22 protein-coding genes are annotated in these 26,283 nt (G+C 44.4%); 7 read left to right on the top strand and 15 right to left on the bottom strand.

The genetic code is table 11. From position 1 onward, the window contains the following. Positions 1–72 precede the first annotated feature (72 nt). The 3 genes from VIA_RS08120 (at position 73) to gntR (ending at position 3,190) form a co-directional block, all read left to right on the top strand. Positions 73–582, top strand: a complete 510-nt coding sequence (locus VIA_RS08120; protein ID WP_004412334.1) for a gluconokinase — start codon at positions 73–75, stop codon at positions 580–582. Next, positions 579–2,072 carry an NADP-dependent phosphogluconate dehydrogenase gene (gndA, locus tag VIA_RS08115; RefSeq protein ID WP_004412333.1) on the top strand — a complete coding sequence of 498 codons (1,494 nt, stop codon included), beginning with the start codon at positions 579–581 and terminating at the stop codon, positions 2,070–2,072. Before VIA_RS08120 ends, gndA begins: the two co-directional genes overlap by 4 nt. Positions 2,073–2,188: 116 nt before the next feature. After that, entirely contained in the window at positions 2,189–3,190 is a 1,002-nt protein-coding gene (gntR, locus tag VIA_RS08110) for a gluconate operon transcriptional repressor GntR (protein ID WP_004412332.1), read from the top strand. Between the two features lie 285 nt (positions 3,191–3,475). Here the strand turns inward: gntR and VIA_RS08105 are convergent, their stop codons facing one another. After that, entirely contained in the window at positions 3,476–5,017 is a 1,542-nt protein-coding gene (locus VIA_RS08105; RefSeq protein ID WP_038210719.1) for a DUF3612 domain-containing protein, read from the bottom strand. A gap of 175 nt (positions 5,018–5,192) precedes the next feature. Between VIA_RS08105 and VIA_RS08100 the strand changes: the two genes are divergently transcribed. Beyond that, positions 5,193–5,768 (top strand): aldolase/citrate lyase/malate synthase family protein, encoded by a 576-nt coding sequence (locus VIA_RS08100; protein ID WP_004412330.1) that lies wholly within the window; start codon positions 5,193–5,195, stop codon positions 5,766–5,768. A gap of 61 nt (positions 5,769–5,829) precedes the next feature. Here the strand turns inward: VIA_RS08100 and sstT are convergent, their stop codons facing one another. The 7 genes from sstT to VIA_RS08065 all read right to left on the bottom strand — a co-directional run bounded on the left by sstT (position 5,830) and on the right by VIA_RS08065 (position 10,706). Then, positions 5,830–7,050, bottom strand: a complete 1,221-nt coding sequence (sstT, locus tag VIA_RS08095; protein WP_004412329.1) for a serine/threonine transporter SstT — start codon at positions 7,048–7,050, stop codon at positions 5,830–5,832. Positions 7,051–7,284: 234 nt separating this feature from the next. Next, the gene (gene rsgA / locus VIA_RS08090; protein ID WP_004412328.1) at positions 7,285–8,349 is read right to left on the bottom strand and encodes a ribosome small subunit-dependent GTPase A; all 1,065 of its coding nucleotides are present in this window, start codon (positions 8,347–8,349) and stop codon (positions 7,285–7,287) included. Positions 8,350–8,368: 19 nt separating this feature from the next. Next, a complete protein-coding gene (locus tag VIA_RS08085; RefSeq protein ID WP_004416092.1) occupies positions 8,369–8,578 on the bottom strand; it encodes a hypothetical protein in 210 nt (69 codons plus the stop codon). 21 nt (positions 8,579–8,599) lie between these two features. After that, positions 8,600–9,046: a copper chaperone PCu(A)C gene (locus VIA_RS08080; protein WP_004412327.1), complete on the bottom strand. Its 447-nt coding sequence runs from the start codon at positions 9,044–9,046 to the stop codon at positions 8,600–8,602. A 5-nt stretch (positions 9,047–9,051) separates the two neighbouring features. After that, positions 9,052–9,642 carry an SCO family protein gene (locus tag VIA_RS08075; protein ID WP_004412326.1) on the bottom strand — a complete coding sequence of 197 codons (591 nt, stop codon included), beginning with the start codon at positions 9,640–9,642 and terminating at the stop codon, positions 9,052–9,054. Beyond that, entirely contained in the window at positions 9,639–10,067 is a 429-nt protein-coding gene (locus VIA_RS08070) for a hypothetical protein (protein WP_004412325.1), read from the bottom strand. Before VIA_RS08070 ends, VIA_RS08075 begins: the two co-directional genes overlap by 4 nt. 90 nt (positions 10,068–10,157) lie before the next feature. Continuing rightward, positions 10,158–10,706 carry a GNAT family N-acetyltransferase gene (locus tag VIA_RS08065; RefSeq protein WP_004412324.1) on the bottom strand — a complete coding sequence of 183 codons (549 nt, stop codon included), beginning with the start codon at positions 10,704–10,706 and terminating at the stop codon, positions 10,158–10,160. Positions 10,707–10,929: 223 nt separating this feature from the next. Between VIA_RS08065 and VIA_RS08060 the strand changes: the two genes are divergently transcribed. Further along, the gene (locus VIA_RS08060) at positions 10,930–12,204 is read left to right on the top strand and encodes an HD-GYP domain-containing protein (protein ID WP_004412323.1); all 1,275 of its coding nucleotides are present in this window, start codon (positions 10,930–10,932) and stop codon (positions 12,202–12,204) included. A 23-nt stretch (positions 12,205–12,227) separates the two neighbouring features. Here VIA_RS08060 and VIA_RS08055 read toward each other — a convergent pair whose 3' ends face one another. Continuing rightward, positions 12,228–12,869 carry a DUF2057 family protein gene (locus tag VIA_RS08055; protein ID WP_004412322.1) on the bottom strand — a complete coding sequence of 214 codons (642 nt, stop codon included), beginning with the start codon at positions 12,867–12,869 and terminating at the stop codon, positions 12,228–12,230. Positions 12,870–13,395: 526 nt separating this feature from the next. On the opposite strand from VIA_RS08055, the gene VIA_RS08050 reads away from it, so the two are divergent. Next, complete coding sequence (locus VIA_RS08050) at positions 13,396–15,936, top strand: glycosyl hydrolase family 18 protein (RefSeq protein ID WP_004416101.1); 2,541 nt, start codon at positions 13,396–13,398, stop codon at positions 15,934–15,936. Between the two features lie 80 nt (positions 15,937–16,016). Here the strand turns inward: VIA_RS08050 and VIA_RS08045 are convergent, their stop codons facing one another. The 4 genes from VIA_RS08045 to VIA_RS08030 form a co-directional block, all read right to left on the bottom strand. After that, positions 16,017–18,131, bottom strand: coding sequence for a type I secretion system permease/ATPase (locus VIA_RS08045; RefSeq protein WP_004412320.1), 2,115 nt, complete (start codon positions 18,129–18,131; stop codon positions 16,017–16,019). 18 nt (positions 18,132–18,149) lie between these two features. Then, positions 18,150–20,060 carry a bifunctional diguanylate cyclase/phosphodiesterase gene (locus tag VIA_RS08040; protein ID WP_004412319.1) on the bottom strand — a complete coding sequence of 637 codons (1,911 nt, stop codon included), beginning with the start codon at positions 20,058–20,060 and terminating at the stop codon, positions 18,150–18,152. Positions 20,061–20,065: 5 nt separating this feature from the next. Next, positions 20,066–20,716 carry a transglutaminase-like cysteine peptidase gene (locus tag VIA_RS08035; RefSeq protein WP_412774842.1) on the bottom strand — a complete coding sequence of 217 codons (651 nt, stop codon included), beginning with the start codon at positions 20,714–20,716 and terminating at the stop codon, positions 20,066–20,068. 76 nt (positions 20,717–20,792) lie between these two features. Then, positions 20,793–22,184 (bottom strand): HlyD family type I secretion periplasmic adaptor subunit, encoded by a 1,392-nt coding sequence (locus tag VIA_RS08030; protein WP_004412317.1) that lies wholly within the window; start codon positions 22,182–22,184, stop codon positions 20,793–20,795. A gap of 216 nt (positions 22,185–22,400) precedes the next feature. Here VIA_RS08030 and pdxH point away from each other — a divergent pair, with 216 nt between their 5' ends. Next, on the top strand, positions 22,401–23,036 hold the full coding sequence (gene pdxH / locus VIA_RS08025) for a pyridoxamine 5'-phosphate oxidase (protein ID WP_004412316.1): 636 nt from the start codon (positions 22,401–22,403) through the stop codon (positions 23,034–23,036). Between the two features lie 77 nt (positions 23,037–23,113). Here the strand turns inward: pdxH and VIA_RS08020 are convergent, their stop codons facing one another. Together VIA_RS08020 and VIA_RS08015 are read right to left on the bottom strand one after the other, a co-directional pair. Continuing rightward, positions 23,114–24,937: a formylglycine-generating enzyme family protein gene (locus VIA_RS08020; RefSeq protein WP_004412315.1), complete on the bottom strand. Its 1,824-nt coding sequence runs from the start codon at positions 24,935–24,937 to the stop codon at positions 23,114–23,116. Positions 24,938–25,078: 141 nt separating this feature from the next. Continuing rightward, positions 25,079–26,176 (bottom strand): PEGA domain-containing protein, encoded by a 1,098-nt coding sequence (locus tag VIA_RS08015; RefSeq protein WP_004412314.1) that lies wholly within the window; start codon positions 26,174–26,176, stop codon positions 25,079–25,081. Between the last annotated feature and the right edge of the window lie 107 nt (positions 26,177–26,283).

Genomic DNA, 26,283 nt, shown 5'->3' with positions numbered 1-26,283 from the left:
TAACTTGAAACACCGAAAAAATTATAGTGACAGCCTCCAGTGAGAGTTGGAGGCTAAGGATAGTATTGTCCAATGAAAGCGAAAAAAATCTTAGTTATGGGCGTATCAGGCTGCGGTAAGAGTTTGATTGGTAGTGAGATTGCTAACGCTCTAAATTATCCATTTCACGATGGGGATGATTACCACCCACAAACTAACGTGGAGAAGATGGCCCAAGGTATACCACTTACCGATGACGATCGTATTGGTTGGCTAGAAACGTTGAATAAAGTGTATACCGAGAATGATAGTGCCGTGATCGCTTGCTCAGCGTTGAAACCTGCTTATCGAGACATTTTGCGTCGCAATAACGAAGAGCTTGTGATTGTCTACCTTCAAGGCGACTTTGACACCATCTGGAATCGTCATAAAGCGCGAGAAAATCACTACTTCAATGGTGAAGTAATGCTGCAAAGCCAATTTGATGCGTTAGTCGAGCCAAGCCAAAGTGAAGCTCTATTTATCGATATCTCACAGGATGTGAAAACCGTGATTAGAGATGCGTTAAATGCCATTAAGGAAAAAGAGGGAAAAGCATCATGAGCACATCTAACATCGCAATGATTGGCTTAGGTGTGATGGGAAAAAGCCTCGCACTTAACCTCTTAGACCAAGGGTTTAACGTAACTGGATTCGACATAAGTGATACTCACCGTGACGGCGCTGAGCAAGAAGCAGGAGTGCTTACCAAGCAGGCAGCTAAGGGGCAGTTTGTTAAAGCTACCAACCTAAGCCAAGTACTTGACTCGTTGTGCAAACCACGTGTGATAGCCCTATCTGTTCCGGCGGGAGCGATTGTAGAGTCAGTGATCGATGATTTGCTTGAAGTAGGTCTCGAGCAAGATGATATTGTGATTGATACCGGAAACAGCTTGTGGACAGATACTGAGGCACGCGAACAGAAATACCAAGGCAAATTGCGCTTTTTCTCAACGGCCGTTTCTGGTGGTGAAGTAGGTGCTCGTACTGGCCCGGCATTAATGGCCAGTGGTGACCGACAAGCCTGGAACTACGTGCAACCAATGTGGGAAGCGATTGCTGCAAAGGTGGATAACAAAGGTTTACCGGTTGGTCAATTTGAACAAGGTGAACCGTGCGCAGCCTATCTAGGTCCTGCCGGTGCCGGCCATTACGTAAAAATGGTCCACAATGGTATTGAGTATGCAGACATGCAGCTCATATGTGAGGTTTACCACTTCATGTCTGAAGTACTAGGTATGTCAGCGCAAGAGATTGGCCAAGTATTTGAGAAATGGAACCAAGGGGTTCTAAACAGCTACTTGATGGAGATTAGCGCTGAGATCTTGCAAACCTCAGACCCGATTACATCAAAACCGTTCGTTGAAGTAGTTCTTGATAAAGCGGGCCAGAAAGGAACAGGGTTGTGGACCGCGGTCAACAGCTTACAACAAGGTGCGCCAGCCCCAACGATTGCTCAAGCCGTATTTGCAAGAGCACAAAGCAGTCAAAAAAGCACCCGTGTTATGGGCGCTTCGCAACTCAAAACGCATGTTCAACCAAGCAGTGGTATAAACAAACAAGCGACCATTGCCGAACTGCATGAAGCATTATATTGCGCCAAGCTATCTGTTTATGCCCAAGGTTTTGATTTGATGAAAACCATGTCGGAAAAAGAGCAGTGGGAGTTAGATTTTGCCCATATCGCTAAGATTTGGCGTGCGGGCTGTATTATTAGGGCTGTTTTCTTACAAGACATTACAGCGGCTTACCAAGTTGCCCCTCACCTCGAAAACTTGCTGTTTGCTCAACGTTTCGTGGAAGAAGTGCATAACCGCTCATTTGGTTGGCGGGCGACCGTGGCAAACTCGGCGCTTACTGGTGTTCCGATGCCAGCGATAAGCTCTGCACTTAGTTATTTCGACTCTCTCCGATGTGAAGTGCTACCGGCAAACTTGCTGCAAGCACAGCGAGATTACTTTGGTGCTCACAGCTATTCTCGCATTGATGAGGAAGAGGCCAACAAGTACCACATAACGTGGAGCGCTGGCGAAAGAACTCAAATCAGCGTATAAAAATAAAGCGTTCACAGCAATGTGAGCGCTTTTTTGTTACCTGTAGCAATAAAAAACAATTTACTCATAGGTATCATGTTACCAGTAACATAAGTAAGAAGTTTATAGACTCCGTCATGGCCAATAAGAAAAAAAGACCCACATTACAAGACATCGCTGACCGAGTCGGCGTGACAAAAATGACTGTAAGCCGTTGCTTGCGCGATCCTTCTCAAGTCTCTGAATCACTCAAAGATAAAATCAACCAAGCGGTTGAAGATCTGGGCTATATCCCTAATCGAGCGCCAGACATACTGTCTAACGCAAAATCCAATGCGATCGGTGTGCTTGTTCCCTCGTTAACCAACCAAGTTTTTGCTGAGGTGATTCGAGGTATTGAGTCGGTGACCACACCCGCTGGCTATCAAACCATGATTGCGCACTATGGCTACAGCGCAGAACTGGAAGAAAAAAGTATTGCCTCACTGCTTTCGTACAATGTTGATGCAATCATTTTGTCGGAAAATGTTCATACCGAGAAAGCTCGTAAAATGCTGCAAACCGCTTCGATACCTGTTGTAGAGATCATGGACAGTTACTCAAATAAGATTGAACAGGCGGTTGGATTCGACAATGCAGACGCGTCTAAAGCGATGACAGAAGCGATCATTGCGAAAGGGCGTAACAATATTGCCTATTTCGCAGCTAGAATGGATGAGCGTACTCGTTTAAAGATGGATGGTTATCATCAAGCAATGAATAGTGCGGGCAATACGCCGGTGAGCCTACAAACGGAAGAAGCTTCGTCGTTTACGCTCGGAGCAAAACTTCTTGCTCAGTTGGTGGAACAGTACCCAAATGTGGATGGCATAGTTTGTACCAATGATGATTTAGCCATTGGTGCAGTGTATGAGTGTCAACGTCGTGGTATCAAAGTCCCTGAACAAATAGCCATTGCGGGTTTTCATGGTCATGATATCAGCCAGACCATGATTCCTAAACTTGCTACAGTGATTACACCACGTGAAGAGATTGGCCGAGTAGCCGCTGAGCAACTTATCCAGCGCCTGAAAGGCGGGGTTGATTGGCCTGCAACGATTGATCTAGGTTATGAGATTGAACTAGGGGAAAGTATTTAATTTGCGTTTTGCAAATGTTTCATTTTTTAAATTGCTTCGATTTGCAAAATGAAAATTTATTATGCGCATTGTTTTTATGAAATGGATTAAAAAAGCACCAAAAACAAAGCTGGAAGTGAATTTTAAAAGTTGGCACGCATTCTGCTTTATGTATATTGACCCTTCTTAAGCCGAGGGTCACCTAGCCAACTGACGTTGTTAGTGAACCTTATTTGTTCACACTTATATATAGCCAATCACACATATTGTGATTGGCTTTTTTTCTTTTTAGCGCCATGAAAATGGTTAGCTGAGAATAATCGGGCTTGCCTCTTCTTCACATCCGTTGTAACAACTTGGCTTTCTTGGACATACCGCTCCTCTAGAGCAGATCACTCTCGCGTCTGTCTGAATTCCGCGTTCGATCCAGTTAATGTTTAGGATCTTTGCGATAGTAGTAAATTCCTTCTGAATATGACGAGGAATAGCAGCGCTACCCCCATTACCCACGCAGAGTGATTTGAGCTCTTCTGCCAGTTCAAGGGAATTTCCTCCTTGAGCATCAATAGCTGGGTTCAAATCAATACCGGCACATAATACTCGATTGTTGCCCGCGGGATCGGTCATGTTGACGGATTCACAGCAATAGATTCTTGGCTCGTCGCCTACATTAAGAATGGATATTTGTGCAGAGCTACCTTGTTGAGGCTCTGAAAGACGACGGAATACAGCCCAGTGCTGGCATGGGTCATTCACTTTACGCATGTTTCCCCATGGAAGAGGGATGCCATTTCCTCGGTATACTGCTTTGAGCTTGTTCTGTCCATACGCATCAAAGTAGTGCCAATGCGGGTAAGGGGATACCACGGTCATCCGACGCATAGCAACAGAAGGAGAGACTCCTGCTTTTAGGTGGACATCAATTTCATAGCCACTCCGGTCAAGGAGCTGTCTAAAGGGAACTTTAGGGCATAACAATGCGCCTGCGAAAAAGCTCGATTCAAAGTCTCGCCATGCTTGCAAAATATCTTGAGAGTTAAGGTCTGAAGTCGGTGACGTTTGGTCATGCTCCTCCCAACTGTTGGCGTGGCCCACCGAAAGGACGCTCTTTAGACCCTCTTTACTGTGCAGGACACAATGACCGATATATACCGCAAGGTCGTATTTTAAGCGAGTCGGGTAATTCTTGAGGATTTCATTTAAATAGATAGTGCCAGGAGGCTCAAAGAACGAAGTTACGACTTGTTTCGCGCTGACCCCAAGTTCATCGACAACATCTTTTGGCGGACGAGAAATCCAACGAATCGTTAAACCGAGACTACGAGCGATATCCATCAAATCTTCAGCAGATAGGTTGAGCCGTTTGAGTCCGACTTCTTCAGCGGCGCGTTCAAGATCAGGAAAGTGGTTTTGGTTACTCTCTTGATGAGCTCGAATTAATAGATGAGCAAACTGTCGCCCGGTAATACCAGTTTGAGAGAGCATCTCAGGAATGGCAATTTGTAGGATGTCATTGGAGAACAGGAAACTTGGTTCCAGCGCCATGCCACTGATCCCGCCTCGATTACCTTTGTCTGGCGTGATATCAGCTTGCTCTGGTTCATCGTCTAAGAACCAAGCCGGATCTTTTTGAAATACTTCAGCAATCACTTCCAGCATATCGATACTTGGAACTCGTTTTCCCCGTTCAATCATGGATAGGTAAGAAACGGACGGCGCGTACTCTGGGTTGACTCTAATGCAGCGTGCAGAAAGGTCTTCCATAGTTAAGTGATTGCGCTTCCTAAGGTTTCTAATCTTTGTCCCTAAAAAATGGGACTGACGAATTAAGCTTTTTGACACTGGCATTTTGTAAAATTCACACTGTAAAATTTTTGTTGTGAAATTGTAGTAAAAAATTCACTAGTATAGAAAGTAAGCAAAGTCACAAAACTTAAAACAACCTTAATCAAGTTTGAAAACTTTGCTCTAGGACATAAAGATGTGCCATTACTTTGAAATAACAGTCCGCGAGGGAAACACTATGAACATGCTTACTATCGATAAAACAGAAATCCAAAAACAAGACAAACCATTTATCGCTGAAGCAGTCTTCGCGGTTGAAAAAACGAACTCGAAGCAATCTTCAGAAAAACAAATGAAAGCGAAACAACTGCTTGACCGCATGTTCCCGCTAGAGAATGGCTCTCACCAAGAAGTAACGGCTTACATGGTGGATTACCGTCACTTTGTTGCTTACTTCAAAGATGGTACCCATAGCGGCTTAAAGAGTAATAAACAATTTGTTGCTTACAGTGGGGAGAAAGAAGAACCAACGTCTATCTTGTTTCGAGATGGAACTGGTAGCCACGTAGAATTGACGTTTGGTCGCAATAAGGGGACTGGTTGCGTTGAGCTGATTGAGATTGATGATATCCAACTTGAAACATGCACCATGTTTCCGCAAGAGAGCTCAGAAATTTCAGCAATGCGTCACTGGATTAGCGTGGTAAGAGGCGACGAAAAAGGTAAGCCTAAGGCGTGTACCGAAACCAAGGCGTATACGGCGAAAAGTGGCGAAGACTACGACTTAGAGTGCTGTTATACAATGAATAAATAGCCAAAAAATAACAAGGCCTAGTAGAAATACTAGGCCTTTTTTATTTGAATTCGGCAAGATGCTATTTTGCTGCTTGCTTTTGCTTCGCTTTACATACCGCAGCAGTAAACACAACGTCTGTTGAGCTGTTTAGTGCTGTTTCTGCAGAGTCTTGAACCACACCAATGATGAAACCTACCGCAACCACCTGCATTGCAATCTCATTTGGAATACCGAACAAGCCACACGCAAGAGGGATAAGCAGTAGTGAACCACCTGCAACGCCAGATGCACCACAAGCTGATACCGCTGCCACTACACTCAATAGAAGTGCAGTCAAAAGATCGACTTCAATACCCATAGTGTGCACAGCAGCAAGAGTTAGTGTAGTGATCGTGATCGCTGCACCTGCCATGTTGATGGTTGCACCTAGAGGAATCGATACCGAGTAGGTATCTTCGTCTAGCTTCAGTTTCTCACACAAAGCCATATTGACTGGAATGTTTGCTGCACTTGAGCGAGTGAAGAAAGCGGTCACGCCACTTTCACGAATACACTGAAGAACGAGTGGGTAAGGGTTCTCGCCCGTTTTAACGAATACGATAATCGGGTTAACGACTAGAGCAATAATCGCCATTGCGCTAAGCAGTACTGCTAGAAGCTGAGCGTAGCCTGCAAGTGCATCAAAACCTGTAGTCGCGAGCGTTGCTGATACTAAACCAAAGATACCAAACGGTGCTAAACGAATAATAAAGCGTACGATCTGAGATACGCCGTGGCTCAAGTCTTCGAAAACGGCTTTCGTTGTACCTGAGGCGTGATGAAGAGCAAGACCAAGGCCGATTGCCCACGCAAGAATACCGATGTAGTTAGCACTCATAAGAGCGTTTACTGGGTTATCGACAAGCTTGAATAGTAATGTGTTTAGAACTTCCGCAATACCTTGAGGTGGAGTTGCGCCTTCTGCACCAGATACCAGCGTCAGTGTCGTCGGGAAAAGGAAGCTAAGTACTACCGCGGTTAAAGCAGCGGCAAGCGTACCAAAAAGGTAAAGTACGACGATAGGGCGCATATAGGTATGCTGGTTCTTTTTCTGGTTAGCGATTGATGCAGCGACCAGAATAAAGACAAGAATAGGAGCGACGGCTTTAAGCGCACCTACAAAGAGGCTTCCAAGTAAACCCACACTTTTAGCGTGCTCTGGTGAGACAATCGCTAGACCAACACCTAATAAGATGCCCGCTAGGATTTGCAAAACCAGATTGCCACGAGCAAAGCGTGCAATAAGTGAGTTGTGTTGCATAGTTATCCCTACAATGAATTGTTTTATAGATTTGTAGTCATTTCAGTTATTGAAAACTGAAGGGGGTATACTATCGCCCTGAAATTATGTGTCTAGAATTATTTGAAATTTAGCATTAAAGGTTGCTGCATAACGCTTGTTGTTGTTTTTATGTTGTAATTATGTTTTCTTGTGGTTGTTCTTGATGTAAATAAAAAGGGGCTCAAGGCCCCTTTTTAATGATGCAGAATATGATTAGTATTCTTTGCCCTTCTTATGAGAGCGGCTTTCTTCTTGCACTCTTTTATAAAACTTAGTCAGCTGTTTATAAGAGGCTCGCTGCTCGGCAAGTGTCGCCGTATTGCGTTGTTGTTCACGTTGCAGCTTAAGGTAGTTGGTCAGGCGGCGCTCTTCGAGTTCTCCTGATTCGATAGCTTCACGTACTCGACATTTTGGCTCATCTTGATGTTGGCAGTCCGAGAAACGGCACTGTGAAGCGAATGCTTCAACATCGGAGAAGGTTTCTGACACTCCATCTGCACAATCAATGAGTTGCAATTCTCTCATTCCAGGGGTATCAATCAGTACACCGCCACTAGGCAAGAAGTGCAGTGAGCGGCTTGTCGTAGTATGTCGACCTTTACTGTCATCTTCACGTATACCGCCAGTCATTTGAGCATCTTGATCTAATAAGCTATTGACTAGAGTTGACTTGCCGACGCCTGATGAGCCCATAAAGGCGACTGTTTTTCCAGCGCTGCACCAGGCTGCGAGTCGTTGACACTCATTTTTATCTAAGGCGTTTAGGCTTTCTACCATTAGCAATGAGTCAAGTGCCTGAACTTGCTCGCGAAGCTCATTTTCGTTGTCGGTTAAGTCCGCTTTAGTTAAAACGATAACCGGTTCTACCTTAGCTTCATGTGCGATAGCCAGATAGCGCTCAATTCGACTCAGGTTAAAGTCCTCATTCAACGAACAAACGATAAATAACGTTGTCACATTGGCGGCAATCAGTTGTTCGTGAACTTTGCTGCCAGCGGCTTTTCGATGAAAAAGGGACTGCCTTTCAAGTAGGCGGCCAAAGCGTTGATTAGAGTCGAGTATTACCCAGTCACCAACGGTCATTGAGGGTAAAGACTTATGAATATCAAGCTGTATCTCACCTTGCTCGCTAAGGAGCTTATAAACGCTTCTGTGATGTTCCGTCACTCTGGCGATTGTATGAGCGTTCTCTAGGTCGTCTAATGTGAGTTGTTGTTGGAATAGGTTATTCCAGCCAAGTGTCGAAAGCGACATAGGCATTTGTGTATTAGTATGCATGGTTGCCCCAAGTTTGCAGTTAGGCTGCAGAAAATCTTTTAGGGTCTTTTGACCCCGGTTTGATTACACCGGGCAAATAGAAGGGAAGGAGTAGGAAAGGGCTATAAGTACTCGTTAGCTCTAACGTTTCTTCACCGTGTTTGCCGGGTGGGTTTTTAATACAATCATCGTATCCTCCTAAGTTATTGAGATTGGTTTGCGTAGCAATAATAGCAAAAGAGGTGAGCATTTGCCCACCTCCTTTTAATTTTTAGTGATGATGCTTCATTCCGCTCATTACTTTCTTGATTGGTGCGGAAAACGTCTGCTTTTGACCATTAGCAAAAGTGATCTGTACATCAATTTTTTCGCCTTCGACCAGTGGCTTTTTAAGATTAAATAGCATGATGTGTAGACTACCTGGTTTGAGCTCGACACTACCCTTGGCAGGGACTTCGATACGTTCGATTTGGCGCATTTTCATCACATCGCCTTCTTTAAGCACATCATGCAGTTCGACTTTGCCTGCGGCTTCTGTTGATGCTGACACAATATAACGAGTATTCTCACCACGGTTCATTATCTCAGCAAAAACAGCGCTTGTTGCCGCATTCGGTGGCGTCGCGCGAGCATAGGCGTGGTGCGCCATGATATCCATCTTCGCTTGTGCGAGAGGGCTCAATGCAAGTGAGGCTAAAATTAGGGCTTTTAGTTTCATTTTAACTAACCTTTTGAAGTAATAGTTTTAAAGGCTTCAACCAGTGGGGCTGGAGTCAAAGTATGTGGCACTTTGGTTATTAATGTGCCATCTGGTTTTAGGAAGTAAAAATACGAACTATGGTCGAGCGTGTATTTTAACTCCGAGTTTTCTAATTCGGTTTTACGGAAGATAACACCGTACTTGTGAGCTAATGGCGTAGTAACATCCAATGGTGCAGAGAGTCCCTCAATCATGGGATGAAAATACTGCGCATATTTGTAAGAGTCAGCAGCGGCGTCTCGCTCAGGGTCGAGCGAAATGAAAATAGGACGAAATTGGTCTTTGATGGGCTGATCGATTTGGTTCAGTGCACCTGCCAACATCGCTAAAGAGGTTGGACAAACATCGGGGCAGCGAGTAAAGCCGAAGTAAACGACACGCACCCGTTCATCGTTAGGATCAAACAGTGATACGGCTTGGTTATTTTCACCAAATAGGGTTACTGAAGAGTCTTCGGTAGCTGGAGAGGTTTCGTTCTGAAGATCTAAGTAACTCTTTAGGCCAAACCCTAAAGCAAACGCTGCGACTAAGATAAGAGACCAATTTTTACTCATCTTTCCATCCTTATAGACGTTTTAAAAGCGGTTTCGCCATCAGTGATTGTGCCATACCAAGTCATGGCTTCAGTTGTGCATACAGGAAGAATTACCTGACCAGAGAATTTACCATCGCTGTTTTTATCCAGCTTGAAGACAACCTGTCCCATATCCATTTCATAGCCTTGCAACGAAATGAGCAATTGTTCGTTTGAACTTTCTGGCCAATCGACTTCAACTACTGTCGGGACCAATGGTTGGCTCGTATCCTTATCGGCTTGAACTGTTTTGTGGTCTTGCGTACAAGCGTATGTGGTAATCAGGCAATATTCATCGAGAGAAATTTTGTCGTTTTTAGCATTGAACCAATGCAAAATATCATTGGCAAAGAAGCCAGTACCGACTGCAATAATGAGTAAGAGCAGTTTAGCTACAGAAAGCATGTTATTCGTTCCATGATTGTATCGGCGCAATGCTAGCATAACGCTATGGGAAGCCATGGGTTAGAGAATTAAAACTGTGCTGAGCATCAACTAGAACGTATCACTTGTAGGGCTTTTCTTGATGCCGTAGATAGCATGGTCGAGAATCCGTCCACCTACTTTTTCCTGATTAGTCAGAACGCCCTCTAAAGTCATTCCTATTCTCTCGGCAACGCGTCGGCTCGGTTGATTATCTACCGCGGCACAGAGTTGTACTTTTACCATACCAAGTTCATTGAAGGCTTTTTCGATTAGGTGATTGACGACACGTGTAACAATGCCTTTACCTTGGTGATTCTGAGAGAGCCAATAGCCTACTTCTGCATTGAGCGTATCGTAGTTAAGCGTATTAAAGCTGCAATTTCCGACAATTTTTCCCCGATAGATGATTGCACAGGTCATAGACTTTCCTTCGGCGTATTCATGCAATACGCGCTGAATAAAGTGACGGAAATCTTGTTCGCTTTGACAATGCTTAGGCCATGCGAGCCATTGGGACAAATAGTCAACTTGATCGCTAACAAGTGAAGCATATTGATGAGCGAATGATTCTTGAACTAGCGCGAGCGAAAGTTCGTCGTCTATTTTTTCCGTGAACATATTGCTTCCTCCAACAGTTTCAAACACTAAACCTAACAAACTCTAACAGTGATAGCCATAACGTATTGTTGTATAAATGCTTTATTTCTGGCACGGAAAATATGTTGCACGCTGCGTAAGTCACAGTTTTGTTAATAACCACGGACAAGATATGGTCTATTTGTACCTCTTTCGTATACCCTTGTATTCATAATAACTATTTAAATACCAATAAAACGTGAGTATGGAATTTCCCAAGGAAGACGTACGTGTTGATATGCATCGCGTGCTATTTGAAATCGCCTATGCCCTCGATGCTGTAGGTTACGATGAAATCTATCATGGTCATCGAGTGGCTTACATCGCCTACAGTTGTGCGATACGAATGGGGTGGAGTGAAGAGAAAGCGCATAAAGCATTTGCCTTAGGCTTAATACACGATTGCGGTGTATCAGAAAGCAGTGAGCTGGATGTTTTACTGACCTCATTTATCCCCAAAGAGACTCAGCGCCATTGCATTAAAGGCTATGAACTACTTAAAGCGTGTGAGCCTTTAAGTCAGTTCGCCATTCCTATTCTTTATCATCATACGGATTGGCGACAGCTCGCTGAGATTCCAAATATTAGTGATGAGGATAAGCAACTTTCAGCATTGATCTTTTTAGCTGACCGGGTTGATTACTTACAGTCCTCCAGACCCTATGATGTGTATGGTAACGTGACCTCTGAGAGTAAAGAGTTTATTACCGGTGAGTTAGCTGCTAACGCGGGAATAATGTTCGAACCCTCAATAGTCGAATCGATGAATGAACTTCTGACTTGTGATGATTTTTGGTTCTCTATGGAGCTACGCCATATCGAAAATTTATCATCGCAATTTGTTCACGCGTTTGGTCATAGATCTAACACAGGGCTTGAGGAATCTATTTGTGTCGCAGAGCTATTTGCTCAAATTGTCGATGCAAAAAGCTCATTTACTTATCAGCACTCGAATCATGTCGCTCGTCTGGCTGAATTTTTGGCCGGTAAGCTTGGTTATTCTACTCAAACTTGTCGGATGCTTTATCTCGCTGGGCTTATTCACGATATTGGCAAGTTAAAAACTCCAAGCAGTATCCTACACAAGCCCGATCAATTAACCGACGACGAGTATTGTTGTATTAAGCGCCACGCAACGGACTCTCGTCATGCGTTAGAGAACATGTTTAAAGACTCTTTAGTCATTGACTGGGCTGCGAATCATCATGAGCGTCTAGATGGTTCGGGTTATCCGTTAGGTTTGACTGCTGAGCAGCTTGACGGGCCCAGTCGTTTGGTTGCGGTGACTGATGTATTCCAAGCTTTAACTCAATCTAGACCGTATCGAGCCGGGTTATCGCTTGATAAAACCTTAACTATTCTTGAAGAGTTAGTGGAAAATGGCAAGTTAGATAGACAGGTATTTGATTGTATCTCGGCCAATCGAGACATTTGTTATCGAATTTCTACAGGTCGTGAGTATTTAGCAGAGCCAGCGTAATGAATAGGCTGGCTCTATCAGTATTACTTACTGTTGATATAAGCTTTGAACTTCGCTTGTGTTTCAGCATCCGCTTTGTCATACCAAAAGTGCAACATTTCTTCAGCCGTTGTGTTTGCTGCTTTGCCGTCTGCTGGCAGGGTAGCAGGCAAGGTCACAGGTACAACCGCTGCTGTGGAAACGGCAGCGATACCACCTTTACGGTTGTACTCCGCAAGCTCTATTTGGTGATTACGGCCGATTTGCATGCCATCTTTGACTAATTTGTCCTGTTTAACAGCAATGGATTGACCATTTTTGTCGTTTAGGTTCCACTCTACGTGACGAATTTTCTTCGAACCATCGTGCTCATTGCGGTATTCAGGAAGTTCGAACTCCAACTCGCTGTTAGTCGCGGTAAAGGTACCAATGAGTGGGTCGCTCTCGAGGATGATACGATCTTTACCCTGGTCAAAATAAGGGTTGTAGGTGAACAGAATTTGGTTCTTACCATCAGGCAGCGTAAGAGTCTTGGTTGCCGAGAAAAATCCGCCAGAAAGCTCTGGCTGTGCATCGTTTGCAACTAACACTTGAACAGTGTCAGGAATTTCAATAGTAACAGCAGCAGTAGTAAAGCCACTAAAGCCTAGCGCAGCCATAGCAAGTAGTGTTGTTTTAATTTTCATTTTGAGTTTCCTAATAAACAGGCACTTAACCCCAAGAGAGTGCCTAGCTTAGAGTACGTTTGCAATATTCAAATGTAAGAAGTTGGAAAATTTCATCAATTTTTCATACGTCGTTATCACGCTCAAAGAGCGAGTTCATGAGCTAAAAGGGCCAACCTTTGACTATGAGCCTCCGGTTCTTCGCCATTTATCTAAGTCACGTTCTCACTAACCCCGTTACCGCCAAGATTGTAATAGTGTTCTATTTTGTTATACCCGTTCCAAATAGTCAAACCACCTATCTAAGTGACAGATTTATTTAAATTATTCTGCCAATGTCAGGATTTATAAATTTTGACTCAACATTCAAGTTGCAATGTAACACCTTGATAACCTCAAACTGATTTTTGACCTTGCCTCGTAAACAGCTTTTATTTTTTTCATCTAAAAAAAAGTCTCTTGAATACTGAAAGGGATGTTTTCGCTCGACGAAAGCAGACTTAGCCCCAACGTTAGGGCAAACATTCAAGGAATGAGAGAAATAGGTATGAATCGTATGAATTTATGCGCTGCTAGTATTGCACTCGCAGTATCAAGCGCAGCGATAGCCGCTCCATCAGCACCGAGTGTTGATGTATATGGCTCGAACAATCTGCAGTTCTCTAAGATTGAACTGGCTATGGAAACACCCGCTGGTTACAACCAAATGGTGAAGTATCATGAAGAAGCTGATATTACCATTAAGTTCAATCAATGGAGTGGGACAACAGGCGACACTTACAAAATCTACTTTGATGGCACACAAGTGGCAACGGGCCCAATCAGCGGTAGCCAAACGGATGCGACATTTAAATATGGCCAAGGTGGCTTGTACCAAATGACCATCGAAGCGTGTGATGCAACGGGTTGTAGTACCAGTGCTCCGGTTGAAGTCACGGTAGCGGATACTGACGGGTCACATTTAAAACCACTGACCATGAATATCGATCCGAACAATAAGTCCTACAATACCGATCCAAATACCGTTGTGGGTACGTATTTCGTTGAGTGGGGTATCTATGGTCGTGAGTACACGGTCGACAACCTACCAGCCGATAACCTAACTCATATTCTATATGGCTTCATTCCAATCTGTGGTCCTAACGAATCGGTTAAGTCTGTTGGTGGTAATAGCTACAATGCGTTGATGACCGCGTGTCAGGGCGTGCCAGATTACGAAGTCGTGATCCATGACCCGTGGGCTGCTTTTCAAAAGAGTTTCCCACAAGCTGGGCATGAATATAGCTCTCCAATCAAAGGTAACTACGCGATGCTTATGGCACTTAAGCAACGTAACCCTGACCTGAAAATTATCCCTTCAATTGGTGGCTGGACACTTTCTGACCCCTTCTTTGACTTCACTACCAAAGCGAACCGAGATACTTTTGTCGCGTCCGTTAAGCGATTCCTAACGACTTGGAAGTTCTACGATGGTGTTGATATTGACTGGGAATTCCCTGGTGGTGGCGGTGCAGCTGCGAACCTAGGTGACCCAGTAAATGATGGCCCTGCGTACATCGCTCTAATGCAAGAACTAAGAGCAATGCTTGATGAGCTTGAAGCGTCAACGGGAAGAACGTATGAACTCACTTCAGCAATTGGTGTTGGTCACGATAAGATCGAAGATGTTGATTACGCGGATGCGGTTCAGTACATGGACTACATCTTTGCTATGACATACGATTTTTATGGTGGCTGGAACAATGTAGTCGGTCACCAAACTGCATTGTACTGTGGTAGCTTTATGCGTCCTGGTCAGTGTGATGGCACTGGTGTTGATGAAAACGGCGAAGCGTACAAAGGCCCTGCTTACACCTCCGACAACGGTATCCAATTACTGCTAGCACAGGGTGTTCCTGCAAGTAAACTTGTTCTTGGTGCAGCAATGTATGGCCGTGGTTGGGAAGGTGTAATGCCAGAAACACTATCTGATCCAGCTGATCCTATGACGGGTGTTGGTAACGGCAAGCTAAAAGGCTCTACTGCGCAAGGTGTGTGGGAAGACGGTGTTATTGATTATAAGGGTATTAAGTCGTTCATGTTGGGTGACAACATCCAAGGAATCAATGGTTTCCAATACGGCTATGACGCACAAGCTGAGGCTCCTTGGGTATGGAACCCGACAACGGGTCAACTAATCACGTTTGATGATGACCGCTCAGTTAAAGTAAAAGGCGCGTATGTACGTAACCTAGGCCTAGCGGGTCTATTCTCTTGGGAAATTGATGCTGATAACGGTGATATCCTAAATGCGATGCATGAAGGTCTAGCTGGTGGTCCACCGCAAAACCGTGATCCAGTCGCGAATGCGGGCGCAGATGTGACAGTTGTTGGCCCTGCGAGCGTTAGCCTTGATGGTAGTGCTTCAAGTGACTCTGATGGCACAATTGCAAGCTACCAATGGACGCAAGTTTCTGGCACTCCAGTAACGCTAAGTTCAGCAAACAGCGCAGTGGCAAGCTTTGATGTAGCAGAAGTTGCTCAAGTTGAAACGCTAACCTTTAAGATTACTGTGACTGACAATGAAGGTGCGACCTCAACTGACACTGTGGTTGTAACGGTTAACCCTAAAGATCTTCCTCCAGTTAATGAAGCGCCAGTAGCTTCAGTTACTGCGCCTGCTAACGTAAATGCAGGAGATGTGGTCGTTGTTGATGCATCTGGTTCAACTGATGCGGATAACGATGTGCTTACTTACACATGGATCATCCCTGCAGGCCTTACTGCAACGGTTGATGGCGCGACAGTAAGCTTTGTTGCGGCTGAATACACTCAAGACACTTCGTTAGCCTTTACGGTAACAGTCAATGATGGACAAGCTGAGTCTTCTGCGTCGACCGTAGTTGTTGTCGCGAAAACATCTACTGGTGGTGAAGTGTGTGACAACTTGTGGCAACCAGGCTCTGTGTATAACGGTGGAGAGCAAGTTTCTTGGTCTGGCAAAGTCTGGGAAGCGAAGTGGTGGACACAAGGTGATGACCCAACGCAATCAGGTGAGTGGGGCGTTTGGAAAGAAGTTGGCGTCGCGAGTTGCGCGACTAACCAATAACCTTACTCTTCTAGCTAAATAGTAAAAAGCCATTCGAGGTAACTCGAATGGCTTTCTTTTTACAAGCAGCTAATCGCGGATTAGTTTACCGCTCTCACTTTACCCTGCTTAAGGTTGTTGAGTACGTCGGATTTTGGTCCATCAGCGATGACGCAACCTTTCTCCATGACAATTACTCGGTCTACCACGTCAAGCATTGATGTTTTATGGGTAATTAAAATCAGAGTTTCACTCTGCTTTAACTGAGCCAGCTGTTGTTTAATGTGCATTTCTGAACGGTTATCCATAGCACTGGTCGGTTCGTCCATTAAAAGAACTGGCGGGCGGCCTAACAGGGCACGAGCGATGGTTACTGCCTGGCGTTGGCCTCCAGAAAGCAACATACCGCCTTCACCAACTTGACGCTCTAAGCCTGCTGGGTCTTGTTGGGTGAATACTGTCACACCGGCTCGGTTCGCGGCATCAAGTACATCACGGTCATCTGTTAGTGGACGACCGAGCGTGATGTTGTCGCGGATACTGCCATAGAACAATTGGCTGTCTTGTGGAACGCAACCAATGTTACGGCGAATGTCGATATGGTGGAGTTGGTCGATATCAGTATCATCGATTCTAACATGGCCTTCAGTTGGCTTATAAAGGCCCATAATCAGGCGTTCAAGCGTCGTTTTACCTGAACCAATACGACCAATAATAGCGACCTTTTCGCCTGGATTAATCGTAATGCTTAAATCGCGCACCGAAGCAATTGGAGAGTCTGGGTAGTGGAAGGTAACTTTGTCCAGCTCAATTTTGCCATGGACAATCGGGCGGTGAATATAGCGCTTACCTTCTTCTTGCTCATCTGGCATTTGCATCACTTGCTCGATAATAGTCATCGATGACTTAGCTTGATTGTATCGTGTTGACAGTAGCGAAAGCTGGACCATTGGACCGATAGCACGACCGCTGAGCATGGTAGCAGCGATCAGGCCACCCATCGTCAGCTCTCCTTCAGAAATCAAGTAAACGCCAAGAATAATCATGCCCACATTTGACGCTTGTTGAACAAAACCTGCGGTGTTTTGAATACCGTCAGTGATGCGGCGGCTCTTGATATTCCAGTTTGCCATGTGCGCTACCGCTTCTTCCCAGCGGAACTGGAACTGGCTTTGAGCACCAAACAATTTAACTGTTTCTAGGCCATAAAGGCTTTCGATTAAGTTTGCGTATTTCTGAGAAGCTAGACGCGAACCCTCTTCAATGGTGTGGCGTAATGGCCCTTGTATTAGTAATGAGTAGATGATCAGAATGACAACACCGACAATTGGCACAATCACCAAGTTACCTGCCATCAACCAGATTAGGATAAGGAACAGAATTGCGAACGGAAGGTCAATCAATGAGCCGATAGTTGCCGAGGTAAAGAACTCACGAATAGATTCGAATTCCTGAAGGTGGCGAGCAAACGCGCCAACCGAAGCTGGTCTTGCTTCCATTCGAATGCCTAATACCTTACTAAAGAGTTTAGATGATATTAGGATGTCAGATTTTTTGCCGGCGACATCAATAAAGTAACTTCGCATTAACTTGAGTGTCAGATCAAACAAGAAGATGACAAAGATACCACTGGCGAGTACCCATAGGGTTTCAAACGCTAGGTTTGGTACAACCTTATCGTAGACCAAACGAGTAAACATTGGTGCCGCAATGGCGAATAGATTGATCAGAATTGAAGCAATGAGTACATCACGATAAATGCGTTTTGATTGCCATATTGTTCCCCAAAACCAATGCCCTTCACGTGTCTTGAGAACTTCGGGAGAGCGCTCGTCATAGCGGAACTGCTTCTTGGCTAGAAAATAGCGACCAATATAAAGCTCATTGAGTTCTTCGATACTGATTGAAATTGGAACAAGTCCAGATTCGCCAGTGACGATCTCTGCTTCGGTTTTCTCTTCGTTCATGCTGTTGAGAACACACGCTTCCCCATTTTTCAGGATAAGAACGACGGGGAGAACTAATTGCGAGATTTCAAGTAACGATGAGCGATTCTCTTTTGCAACCAAACCTGCGCGCTCAGCGGCGCGCGGAAATAGAAATGGGGTTAGCTTGCCATCTGAGAGTGGCAAGCCATTAATAAGCGCTTCTGGTGAATTCGCTAAACCATAGTATCGACTAACGTAGATAAGAGAGTTTAATAGCGGGTCCTGCATGCTATACCTATATAGTTGTTATTTATCTACGATGAAGCCTTGGAAGACGTCAATGAAATGCTCAGACAAGAAATCAAGCTGAGTCTGAGTTTCAACACGAGATGCAATTGTTTTAATACCTAAGTTATGTGCGGTACGAGAAATCGACGTTAGTGTGAATTTCTGTTTCTCATCATCAAGATGGTGAGTGTACAAGTAGTCTAACTTAACATACGCAGGGCGGAACTCGTTAATGTAGTCAAGAGACTGGAAGTTGCGGCCATAGTTATCGACGCCAAAATCTGCACCCGCATTTCTCACCGCATTACAGAAAAGGGCAGTGTGGTGAGGCGAATTAATAAAGCAGTTTTCTGGGATCTCAAAATGCAGCAACGAGGCCACAGAGCTGTGTTTATTCAGCAACTGTGTCACCCAACGAATAAAGCTTGGTTGAGAGATACTGCTCTGAGCGATGTTAATGGCTATCGGTTCTTTAAACTCTCCGGACTCTAAACGTTTCACGATCGCTTCAATAACGTATTCATCAAACAAGTGACTGGCGTTAAGTTGCTCTAAAGCGAACAAGTATTGATTTGCACTGTAACGTTCGCCATCTTTTTCAATCGCAGAGAATACTTCGCGGTGATATGGCTGACCCCAGCTATTATTCGCTGCCTGGAAGCGGAAACTGAACCAGTCGTTACTGATTGCTTCTTCGACCAAGTTCTTCCACTGTTGTTTACCCATTAGACTGTCGCTGCTTTCGCCTGTTACGTAGCCGTAGGTGATTTCAGGATTAGATTTAGCCGTGGCGAGTGCATTATCCAACATAGTTAGTAATGACGTGGAGCTAGTAGAAGATTTGCTATAAACCACACCTAGCGCTAAGTTCGATGTTGCCATACCCGTCGGGTCAGCATTGATATCTTGCACATAGGTGACGATGCTTTCTGCTACCAGTTTAAGCTCAGAATCTTCCATGTTAGGGAGAATAAAGCCAAATTCTTCAGTAGAGATACGTGCTAACGTCACGTTAGGTGCCGTCAGTGATACTTTAAGGTGATCGGCAAGTTCGCGAACCATACCGTCGCCAGCTTCGTAGCCTTTATCATCATAAAGCTCTCGAATGAAGCTGGCTTCGAGAATAGCAACGCCACCAATACCGCCTTCACCAATCCAAGAGTTAAGCTGACTCATGTAGTAAGCACGGTTTCCAAGCTGAGAGACGGGATCGATGTAAGCACGCTCACGCAATTGCTGTGCTTCTTTAGCTTGAGCCTTAAAGGATTTCTCCAACTGAGCTGACATACTGTTGATACCATCAACCACATAAATCAGATCTTGAGTTGCAGGGCGAGGTAAAGGATCGCCAAACTGATTGCGAGCCACTTGCTCCATTTTATCGACGATAAGCTGCAATGGACGCAGTGCGCGCTTAAGGATGAAAGAAATCGAGAGTAAACCAATCAACATGATAAGACAGAATGCAATGACTAGGCGCTCAAACGCGAGCCACAACTGGGTGTAGGCATCCCCAGGGTGACTTACGATTTCAACTTCGGCAAGCTGCATCCATCCACTGGTCACAACACGTCGATCGTGGATCTTTTCAAATAGATTTAGCTGAGTGAACCATTTCGGTACGTTTGTTGGCTTGATAGGGTAGGAGCGTAAAATCTCGTCTCCAGTATCAAGGAAAATCAGACGAACAATAGAATAGCTACTACCATCAAAAAGTGCATTGATCACCGATTCAACAGCGACTTGATCTTTGTCCTCTAGGTAAGGTGCAAGTGCTAAGCCGACCGTATTGATGGTATTGTTCACTTCAGAGCGTTGCTGCTGAATGAGGTTACTTCTCGTGGTATTGAACTCAATGATAAACACTGAGATCAACAGCATCAAAATAACCGCAATCATTCCCGCGACAAGTTGTTTATATAGAGTCATATTGCCTACTCATCATAATTAATTTTTGGTTTGTTTAACTTAAGCGATTTCTCGCGGGCACGAAGGTCATTCCATAGACTTAATCTTGATGACTTCCCTGCAAGTTGTCCTTTTTTAGATTTCATCAACCAGAGGTTTTTACCGTTAAAACTGTATATCGGTAACAAATCTCGGCGAGCTGATGCCTTCTTAATTTGAGGATTAATGTTATCTAATAGTATTGGCTCTGCACTCGGTTTTGAGTAGTAAGCCAGTACCATGTGAAACTGATTTAATTCGATGGCTTTAACGTATACCAGACGAAGTTTTCGATCAGAGACACCGAGTTCAAGTAGAGAGAAGTATTTGGCAATGGTGAAGTCTTCACAGTCGCCAGCATTACTGCCCAAAAACTCGAGTGGTGTTGCCCAGTAATCGTTCTTCCCCCAAAGTTTAATATCGTTAACAAAGTAGAGTTGGTTAAAGAAATTATTCACTTTGGTTAGTTTGTCTCGCTCGGAAAGTGACTTGTACTGAGACATTTCATTTCGCCAAGTTTGCACACGTTTCCCAGCACGATCTCCATACGTTCTTTTGACCGCGTCAACCCATCGCTGCTCTTGAGTGTTGAGGGCGAATGACGCAGTAGATGAAAGTAATAGCAGTGAAAGTGCTATTACCGGCGTTAGCCAGTGGCTCCCTTTCACGCGAGCTGTTCCTTTGCTGTTGATCGTCGTGAACTGTTCATGAATGCTATTCCTTTAATGCATTGTTTTGAGCACTGAGGATTGGTTTTAGTAGGTACTCTAAGATGGTACGTTTACCTGTTATTATATCCACAGATGCTGTCATACCCGGAATAATGGGTAATGAGTTATCTTTGTCTAAGCTGGTTTCTTTTGTTCTTACTCGGACTAAGTAGAAACTGTTTCCTTCTTCGTCCGTCGTGGTATCGGCGCTGATGTGCTCAAGTGTCCCTTCCAAACCACCATATTTTGTAAAGTCATAGGCGCTAAATTTAACAATGGTTTGTAGGTCTGGGCGTAAGAACGCAATGTCTTGCGGCGCTATCTTAGCTTCAACCAACAGCGTGTCTTCGCTTGGGACAATTTCAACGATATCCATCCCCGGTTGTATAACGCCACCAACGGTATTGACGTTGAGTGTCTTTACCGTGCCCGTAACAGGAGATGTGACAATAGTACGATTAACTCGGTCTTCTAAGCCGACGGTTGACTCGGTTAAAGAAGAAAGTTTGTCCTGTGCTTGGTTGAGTTTTTCTTGCTGCTCGGAGCGGAATTTTTGCGCAGTATCGATGCGACTAAGCATCGCTTCACGTATTGCTGATTCGAGGACTGGCCTTTTTAGTTCACTGGATGTGAGTTCACGACGAGTATCATTGACCTGTCGTTGCAATTTAAGCAATTCGATTCTAGGCACGATTCCCTCTTCAGCAAGAGGACGAGTGATTTCTAGTTCTTTTTTCGCAAAGTTATAGCCATCTCTTAAGTTACGCACGCGAGCTTTGATCTCAACAAGATCTTGTTGCTTCTGCTTTACTTGCTGGTCGATAAGCGAAATTTGGTTACGCAATTTGTTCAAATCTTGACGGTACTCTGCACGCTGTCGTGCGACCAGATTCGGTTGCTGTTCATCAAGTACAGGCGGGAAAGCAAGCTTGTTAAAGTTAAGCTTAACGTTGTCGTGCCAGTTGGTTTCATCAAAGTCTTCATTGATTTCAACACTGGTAAGGGAAGCGGATAACTGCAAAACGCTTGCAGTCAGGTTAGCTACTTGCTGCTCACGTTCACGATAATCAGAGCGGAAACGCGTATCATCGATCAGTAGTAATTGCTGACCCTTGGTTACATTTTGGCCCTCTCGCACAAGTATTTCTTTAACCAAACCGCCTTCTAGGTTCTGTACTACCTGGATTTGAGAAGAGGGAACGACTTTTCCTTGTCCGACGGTTACTTTGTCGATTTCAGCCCATGACGCCCAGACGCCAGCGAGGATGAAAAATAACACCATTACCCATAGCATAATTCGAGCACTATTAGGCGTATTGAGTAGTAATGCGGCAGTTTTGTCATCGACATACTCCAACTCGTTGGGAGTGAGTTTGTCATAACTGCTTTTGCTCATGGGTGTTCCTCGAAAATTGGCTTTATTTTATTGATTTTATTACTCATCTAACAAAATGTTAAGGATTTGCTGTAAGAATAGCAGGGTTAAATGATATATCCTCATCTTTTTATCTCTGTTGGTTATCAAATGACCGACAAATATGTAACTGAACTTGAGTTCTTTTAATTAAGAGCGCACAATCTTCAAAAAAATTTCGCTGAGGAGAAATAAAAGATGGAGCTTGAAGATATTCGTCGCGAATACACTAAAAGTGGCTTGCGAAGAAAAGATTTGTTGGCTGACCCAATTTCGCAGTTTGATTTGTGGTTAAAACAGGCAATCGAAGCGAAGATGGTAGATCCGACGGCAATGACTGTAGCTACAGTGGATGCTACAGGCCAGCCATACCAACGTATCGTGTTGCTAAAAGATGTCGATAAGCAGGGTTTTGTCTTTTATACCAATTTAGGCAGCCGTAAAGCGCAGCAGATTGAAGGTAATGCGAAAGTGAGCCTTCATTTCCCTTGGCATCCTCTGGAGCGACAAGTGCATATTACCGGTGTCGCTGAGAAGTTATCTGCTGTAGAAAATATGAAGTACTTTTCTTCTCGCCCGAAGGCTAGCCAACTTGCGGCAATTGCTAGCAAGCAAAGTAGCCGAATCTCTGCAAGAGGGGTTCTGGAAGGGAAGTTTTTGGAGCTTAAGCAGAAATTTGAAAAAGGTGAAATCCCAGTACCAAGTTTTTGGGGAGGCTATCGTATCCGACCTGAAAGCATTGAGTTTTGGCAAGGTGGTGAACATCGTCTTCATGACCGATTCCTATTTTCTAGAGAGCAAGATGAATGGCATATTGACCGCTTAGCTCCATAAAAAAACGCCGCTGAATTCAGCGGCGTTTTTGTTTCTAGATTAAGGGGCATGATGGAAAGGAGTTGCCTCACTCTCTCTTATTGAATGTCTCTCACGACTCTAAAGCCCAAGTAGTTAGCTGCAGAAGAGCGAGATAGGAAGAGCTGCTTATCTGCCGCTGCCATCTCTGGCGAGAAGTTCCATGCACCGCCTTTTGCAATACCTTGTGGGTTGCTAGTCCATTGCCAAACGTTACCTACGCCATCATAAATACCCAGTTGATTAGGCTTGAAGGCGCTAACAGGGGACGTGCTAGCATTCGACCAAGGGGTTCCACTCCAGCCGGTATTTGCTTCACCCGGTACGAAATCGTTACCCCACCAGTATTTGGTTAGGCTTCCTGCACGTACCGCAATTTCCCATTCGTCTTCGGTCGGTAAGCGGTATGGGGCACCTGTTTGTTTGCGTAACCAGTTGGTATAGGCTTTAGCGTCATTTTGGCTAACACAAACGACAGGAGAATTCGGGTATTGTTTAAAGCCAGGGTCGCGCCAGTGACTATTTTCGACTGGGGTTACTTCGCCTTTAATTAAAGCGGTACACGTGTTTTTCAGTTCCGCATCCGTTTGATAATCCGTTTGTTCAACGAATGTTGCAAACTGACTCACCGTTACTGGGGTAATGCCAAAGCCGAAAGCATGATCAAGGTGAACTTGATTGGATGCATTCTCACCAATGTAGTAAGTGCCATTTAAGACGGCGACTAACTGTGGGCCTTTACCTTGGGCTTTCATACCGTCGGCAAACTTATCTCCAGCATTGAGAGGGTTTGATTTCTCAATTAGGTTAGCGCGTAATGACGAGTCTGTTTTCACCGTAACTGGCTTATTGAAGATTTTGTAGCCTTCTTTTTGGACCATTACGTTGTGAATCCCGATTGGAAGCATCACTTCGACTGGAGTGCTGCCGTAGCTTACACCGTCGATGGTAACGCTATCACCGTAGACATTTGAACGAATAGCCAGCGTTACCCACGCGATTTCTTGCTCGAATTGAGGTTCTGTATCGAAAATACCAGGCTCAAAACAGTGTTGAGTATCGACACCGAGTAACTCACACGCTGTTTTTTCACTTGGGCGCGCTTCGAGTTCGACGTCCATGAGCGTGCGGTAACGTTCGCCATCATAGAAACCGCTGCTTGTTGTTGTGTGTTTGATGATATGAATATTCAGAGAAGCGTCGTGAATGTTACGTTCAACTAAACGAGGCTCTGAAACTTGGTTTACCAATTCACTACGATATTGCTTAACGGCTTTTTGCAGCGCAAGCGCTTGAGTTTGTTTATCACACTGAGCGAGAGTCAACGAAGAGTCACAGCGGTTAGTAAAGCTGATTGATAGTTGCTGAGGCTGCTTGAGCTCTTCTCTTAGCTGCTCAACGCGAGCATGCGTTTTGTCACTTTGTAAAACAGCAATTGCCTTAGTGATTGCGTCAACGTCTCGTTGTTGCGAATCATAGTTGGCTTGAGCTTCTGTTAGCGACTGTTCTGCCGCAAGACGAGATTTCTGATTCTGTTTTACACTAGACCACGCTTCTTGATAGCTTTTCTGTGCTCGAATGATATCTGCACTTGGGTCAGTATCGAGTTTGTTGTAGGTATCTTCAAGATAGGATTTAGCTTTTGAGAACGTCTTATCTAGAGCTCGGGTATCTCTTTCTAGAGCGTTAAGCTGGTCAGATTTTTCGTCAACGACGCTTTGTTGTTCTTTTAACGCATTTTGAGCGTTACGTAGCTCATCGTGCTTGGAGAACAATTGGTCATCGATAGCAGTGATCGACATTGTTGTATCTTCCGCCATAACGATAGGCGAAAATAAACATGGAGATAATGCTAACAAAAGGGCAGATAAACCTAGGCGCATTGATTTTCTTCTACATCTTCTTACTGGTTAATCGGTACATTCTAAACGAAAACGCCACTTTGTCTTAAGTTATCGTTAACTAACTTAAGATAAAGTGGCGTTTTTAGCTCATCTTTGTGAAACCGGTTGATATTTCAACGGTTAGCCACTTGGACGTAGCTTAACCCAAACTGTATCGTTAGCCATTACAGTGATGGTGCGATTGTATGTTTGGTAACCGTTTTTGGATACTGTCACTTGGTGTTTACCACGTGGCAACACAACCTCTACTGGCGTGCTACCGTAGTTAATGCCGTTGATAACGACATTATCTTCGTATTGGTCTGAACGAACCGTAACGTTTACCCAGTTTTTATCTTGCTTCTTAGTCGTTGCGGCTTCGCTGCCTTTCAGGCAGTAGCGCGTAGAAACATTAAGTAGCTTACACGCTGCAGAGGCTTCAGGGCGTGCTTGAAGCTGAGATTGCATTTGCGTGAAGTAGCTGTTGTTACCTTCAAAGCCTGAGCGAATCACTTGGCTCTCTTGAACGTGAACGTTCAGTTGAACACCTTTAGCGTTTTGCTTGGCAATGTTCGACTCAGTTAAGTTATCCATTAACTTCGCTTTAAACGCTTTTACTGCTTTCTGCTTGGTTAAGTACTGACCTTGGCTAGTACATTCGCCTAACGTCATTGTCGCTGAACAAGTTGTTTTATAGCTTGTTTCTAGGACATCACTTTCACGTAGCTCTGCTTCAAGTCGTTTAACGCGCGCTTCAACTTTTTGCTCTTTAAGGTAAGAGTATTCGCTGTTTAGGCGAGTCTGTTTCTGCTTAACTTGTGACAAACGCATTGTGCTTTCAGTCATTGCTTGTTGGTTCTCAAGCATCTCAGACTGATTCTCTTTTACTTCAGACCAAGCGTCTTGATAAGCCTTTTGGAAAGAGACTAAGTCAATGTCTGGGTCATCTAAAAGACGACCATACTGCTTATCTAATGCAGATTTGGTGCGATTACGTTTAGCGTTTAGCTCTTGTTCACTGCGCTTAAGTTTACTGTTTTCGTTTTGAAGCTGCTGCAGACGGTCGGCTTCAGAGTCATACTCTGACGCCATAGTGCTGATTTCTGCTTCTTTATTTTCTAATTTATTCTCGATTTCAGCGACTGGATCTGCTTGAACAGATTCTTCTGCGAAAGTCGAAGTAGTAACCCAAACCGGGCTTAGCGCAAGCAAAAGCGCTGGAATGCGACGTGTGATCATAATTCCCTGCAAACTATATAACGTTTAAATTACCTGTAAAAAATTTAACTAAGTGCACATATCCATCGTATGCACGTTTAGTAAAGGGAAAAAGACAAACTTTTGAC

The organism is Vibrio orientalis CIP 102891 = ATCC 33934, from assembly GCF_000176235.1.
GTDB lineage: Bacteria > Pseudomonadota > Gammaproteobacteria > Enterobacterales > Vibrionaceae > Vibrio > Vibrio orientalis.
This window is presented reverse-complemented; position numbering and strand designations above follow the sequence as displayed.

Excerpts from the sequence above, each read along its gene's own strand:
- VIA_RS08015 (WP_004412314.1), bottom strand. The coding sequence starts at position 26,176 with ATGATCACACGTCGCATTCCAGCGCTTTTGCTTGCGCTAAGCCCGGTT.
- VIA_RS08105 (WP_038210719.1), bottom strand. The coding sequence starts at position 5,017 with ATGCCAGTGTCAAAAAGCTTAATTCGTCAGTCCCATTTTTTAGGGACA.
- sstT (WP_004412329.1), bottom strand. The coding sequence starts at position 7,050 with ATGCAACACAACTCACTTATTGCACGCTTTGCTCGTGGCAATCTGGTT.
- VIA_RS08060 (WP_004412323.1), top strand. The coding sequence starts at position 10,930 with ATGGAATTTCCCAAGGAAGACGTACGTGTTGATATGCATCGCGTGCTA.
- pdxH (WP_004412316.1), top strand. The coding sequence starts at position 22,401 with ATGGAGCTTGAAGATATTCGTCGCGAATACACTAAAAGTGGCTTGCGA.
- VIA_RS08055 (WP_004412322.1), bottom strand. The coding sequence starts at position 12,869 with ATGAAAATTAAAACAACACTACTTGCTATGGCTGCGCTAGGCTTTAGT.
- VIA_RS08080 (WP_004412327.1), bottom strand. The coding sequence starts at position 9,046 with ATGAAACTAAAAGCCCTAATTTTAGCCTCACTTGCATTGAGCCCTCTC.
- VIA_RS08030 (WP_004412317.1), bottom strand. The coding sequence starts at position 22,184 with ATGAGCAAAAGCAGTTATGACAAACTCACTCCCAACGAGTTGGAGTAT.
- VIA_RS08075 (WP_004412326.1), bottom strand. The coding sequence starts at position 9,642 with ATGAGTAAAAATTGGTCTCTTATCTTAGTCGCAGCGTTTGCTTTAGGG.
- VIA_RS08065 (WP_004412324.1), bottom strand. The coding sequence starts at position 10,706 with ATGTTCACGGAAAAAATAGACGACGAACTTTCGCTCGCGCTAGTTCAA.
- VIA_RS08020 (WP_004412315.1), bottom strand. The coding sequence starts at position 24,937 with ATGCGCCTAGGTTTATCTGCCCTTTTGTTAGCATTATCTCCATGTTTA.
- VIA_RS08045 (WP_004412320.1), bottom strand. The coding sequence starts at position 18,131 with ATGCAGGACCCGCTATTAAACTCTCTTATCTACGTTAGTCGATACTAT.
- rsgA (WP_004412328.1), bottom strand. The coding sequence starts at position 8,349 with ATGCATACTAATACACAAATGCCTATGTCGCTTTCGACACTTGGCTGG.
- VIA_RS08070 (WP_004412325.1), bottom strand. The coding sequence starts at position 10,067 with ATGCTTTCTGTAGCTAAACTGCTCTTACTCATTATTGCAGTCGGTACT.
- VIA_RS08120 (WP_004412334.1), top strand. The coding sequence starts at position 73 with ATGAAAGCGAAAAAAATCTTAGTTATGGGCGTATCAGGCTGCGGTAAG.
- VIA_RS08040 (WP_004412319.1), bottom strand. The coding sequence starts at position 20,060 with ATGACTCTATATAAACAACTTGTCGCGGGAATGATTGCGGTTATTTTG.
- VIA_RS08050 (WP_004416101.1), top strand. The coding sequence starts at position 13,396 with ATGAATCGTATGAATTTATGCGCTGCTAGTATTGCACTCGCAGTATCA.
- gndA (WP_004412333.1), top strand. The coding sequence starts at position 579 with ATGAGCACATCTAACATCGCAATGATTGGCTTAGGTGTGATGGGAAAA.
- gntR (WP_004412332.1), top strand. The coding sequence starts at position 2,189 with ATGGCCAATAAGAAAAAAAGACCCACATTACAAGACATCGCTGACCGA.
- VIA_RS08100 (WP_004412330.1), top strand. The coding sequence starts at position 5,193 with ATGAACATGCTTACTATCGATAAAACAGAAATCCAAAAACAAGACAAA.
- VIA_RS08085 (WP_004416092.1), bottom strand. The coding sequence starts at position 8,578 with ATGCTCACCTCTTTTGCTATTATTGCTACGCAAACCAATCTCAATAAC.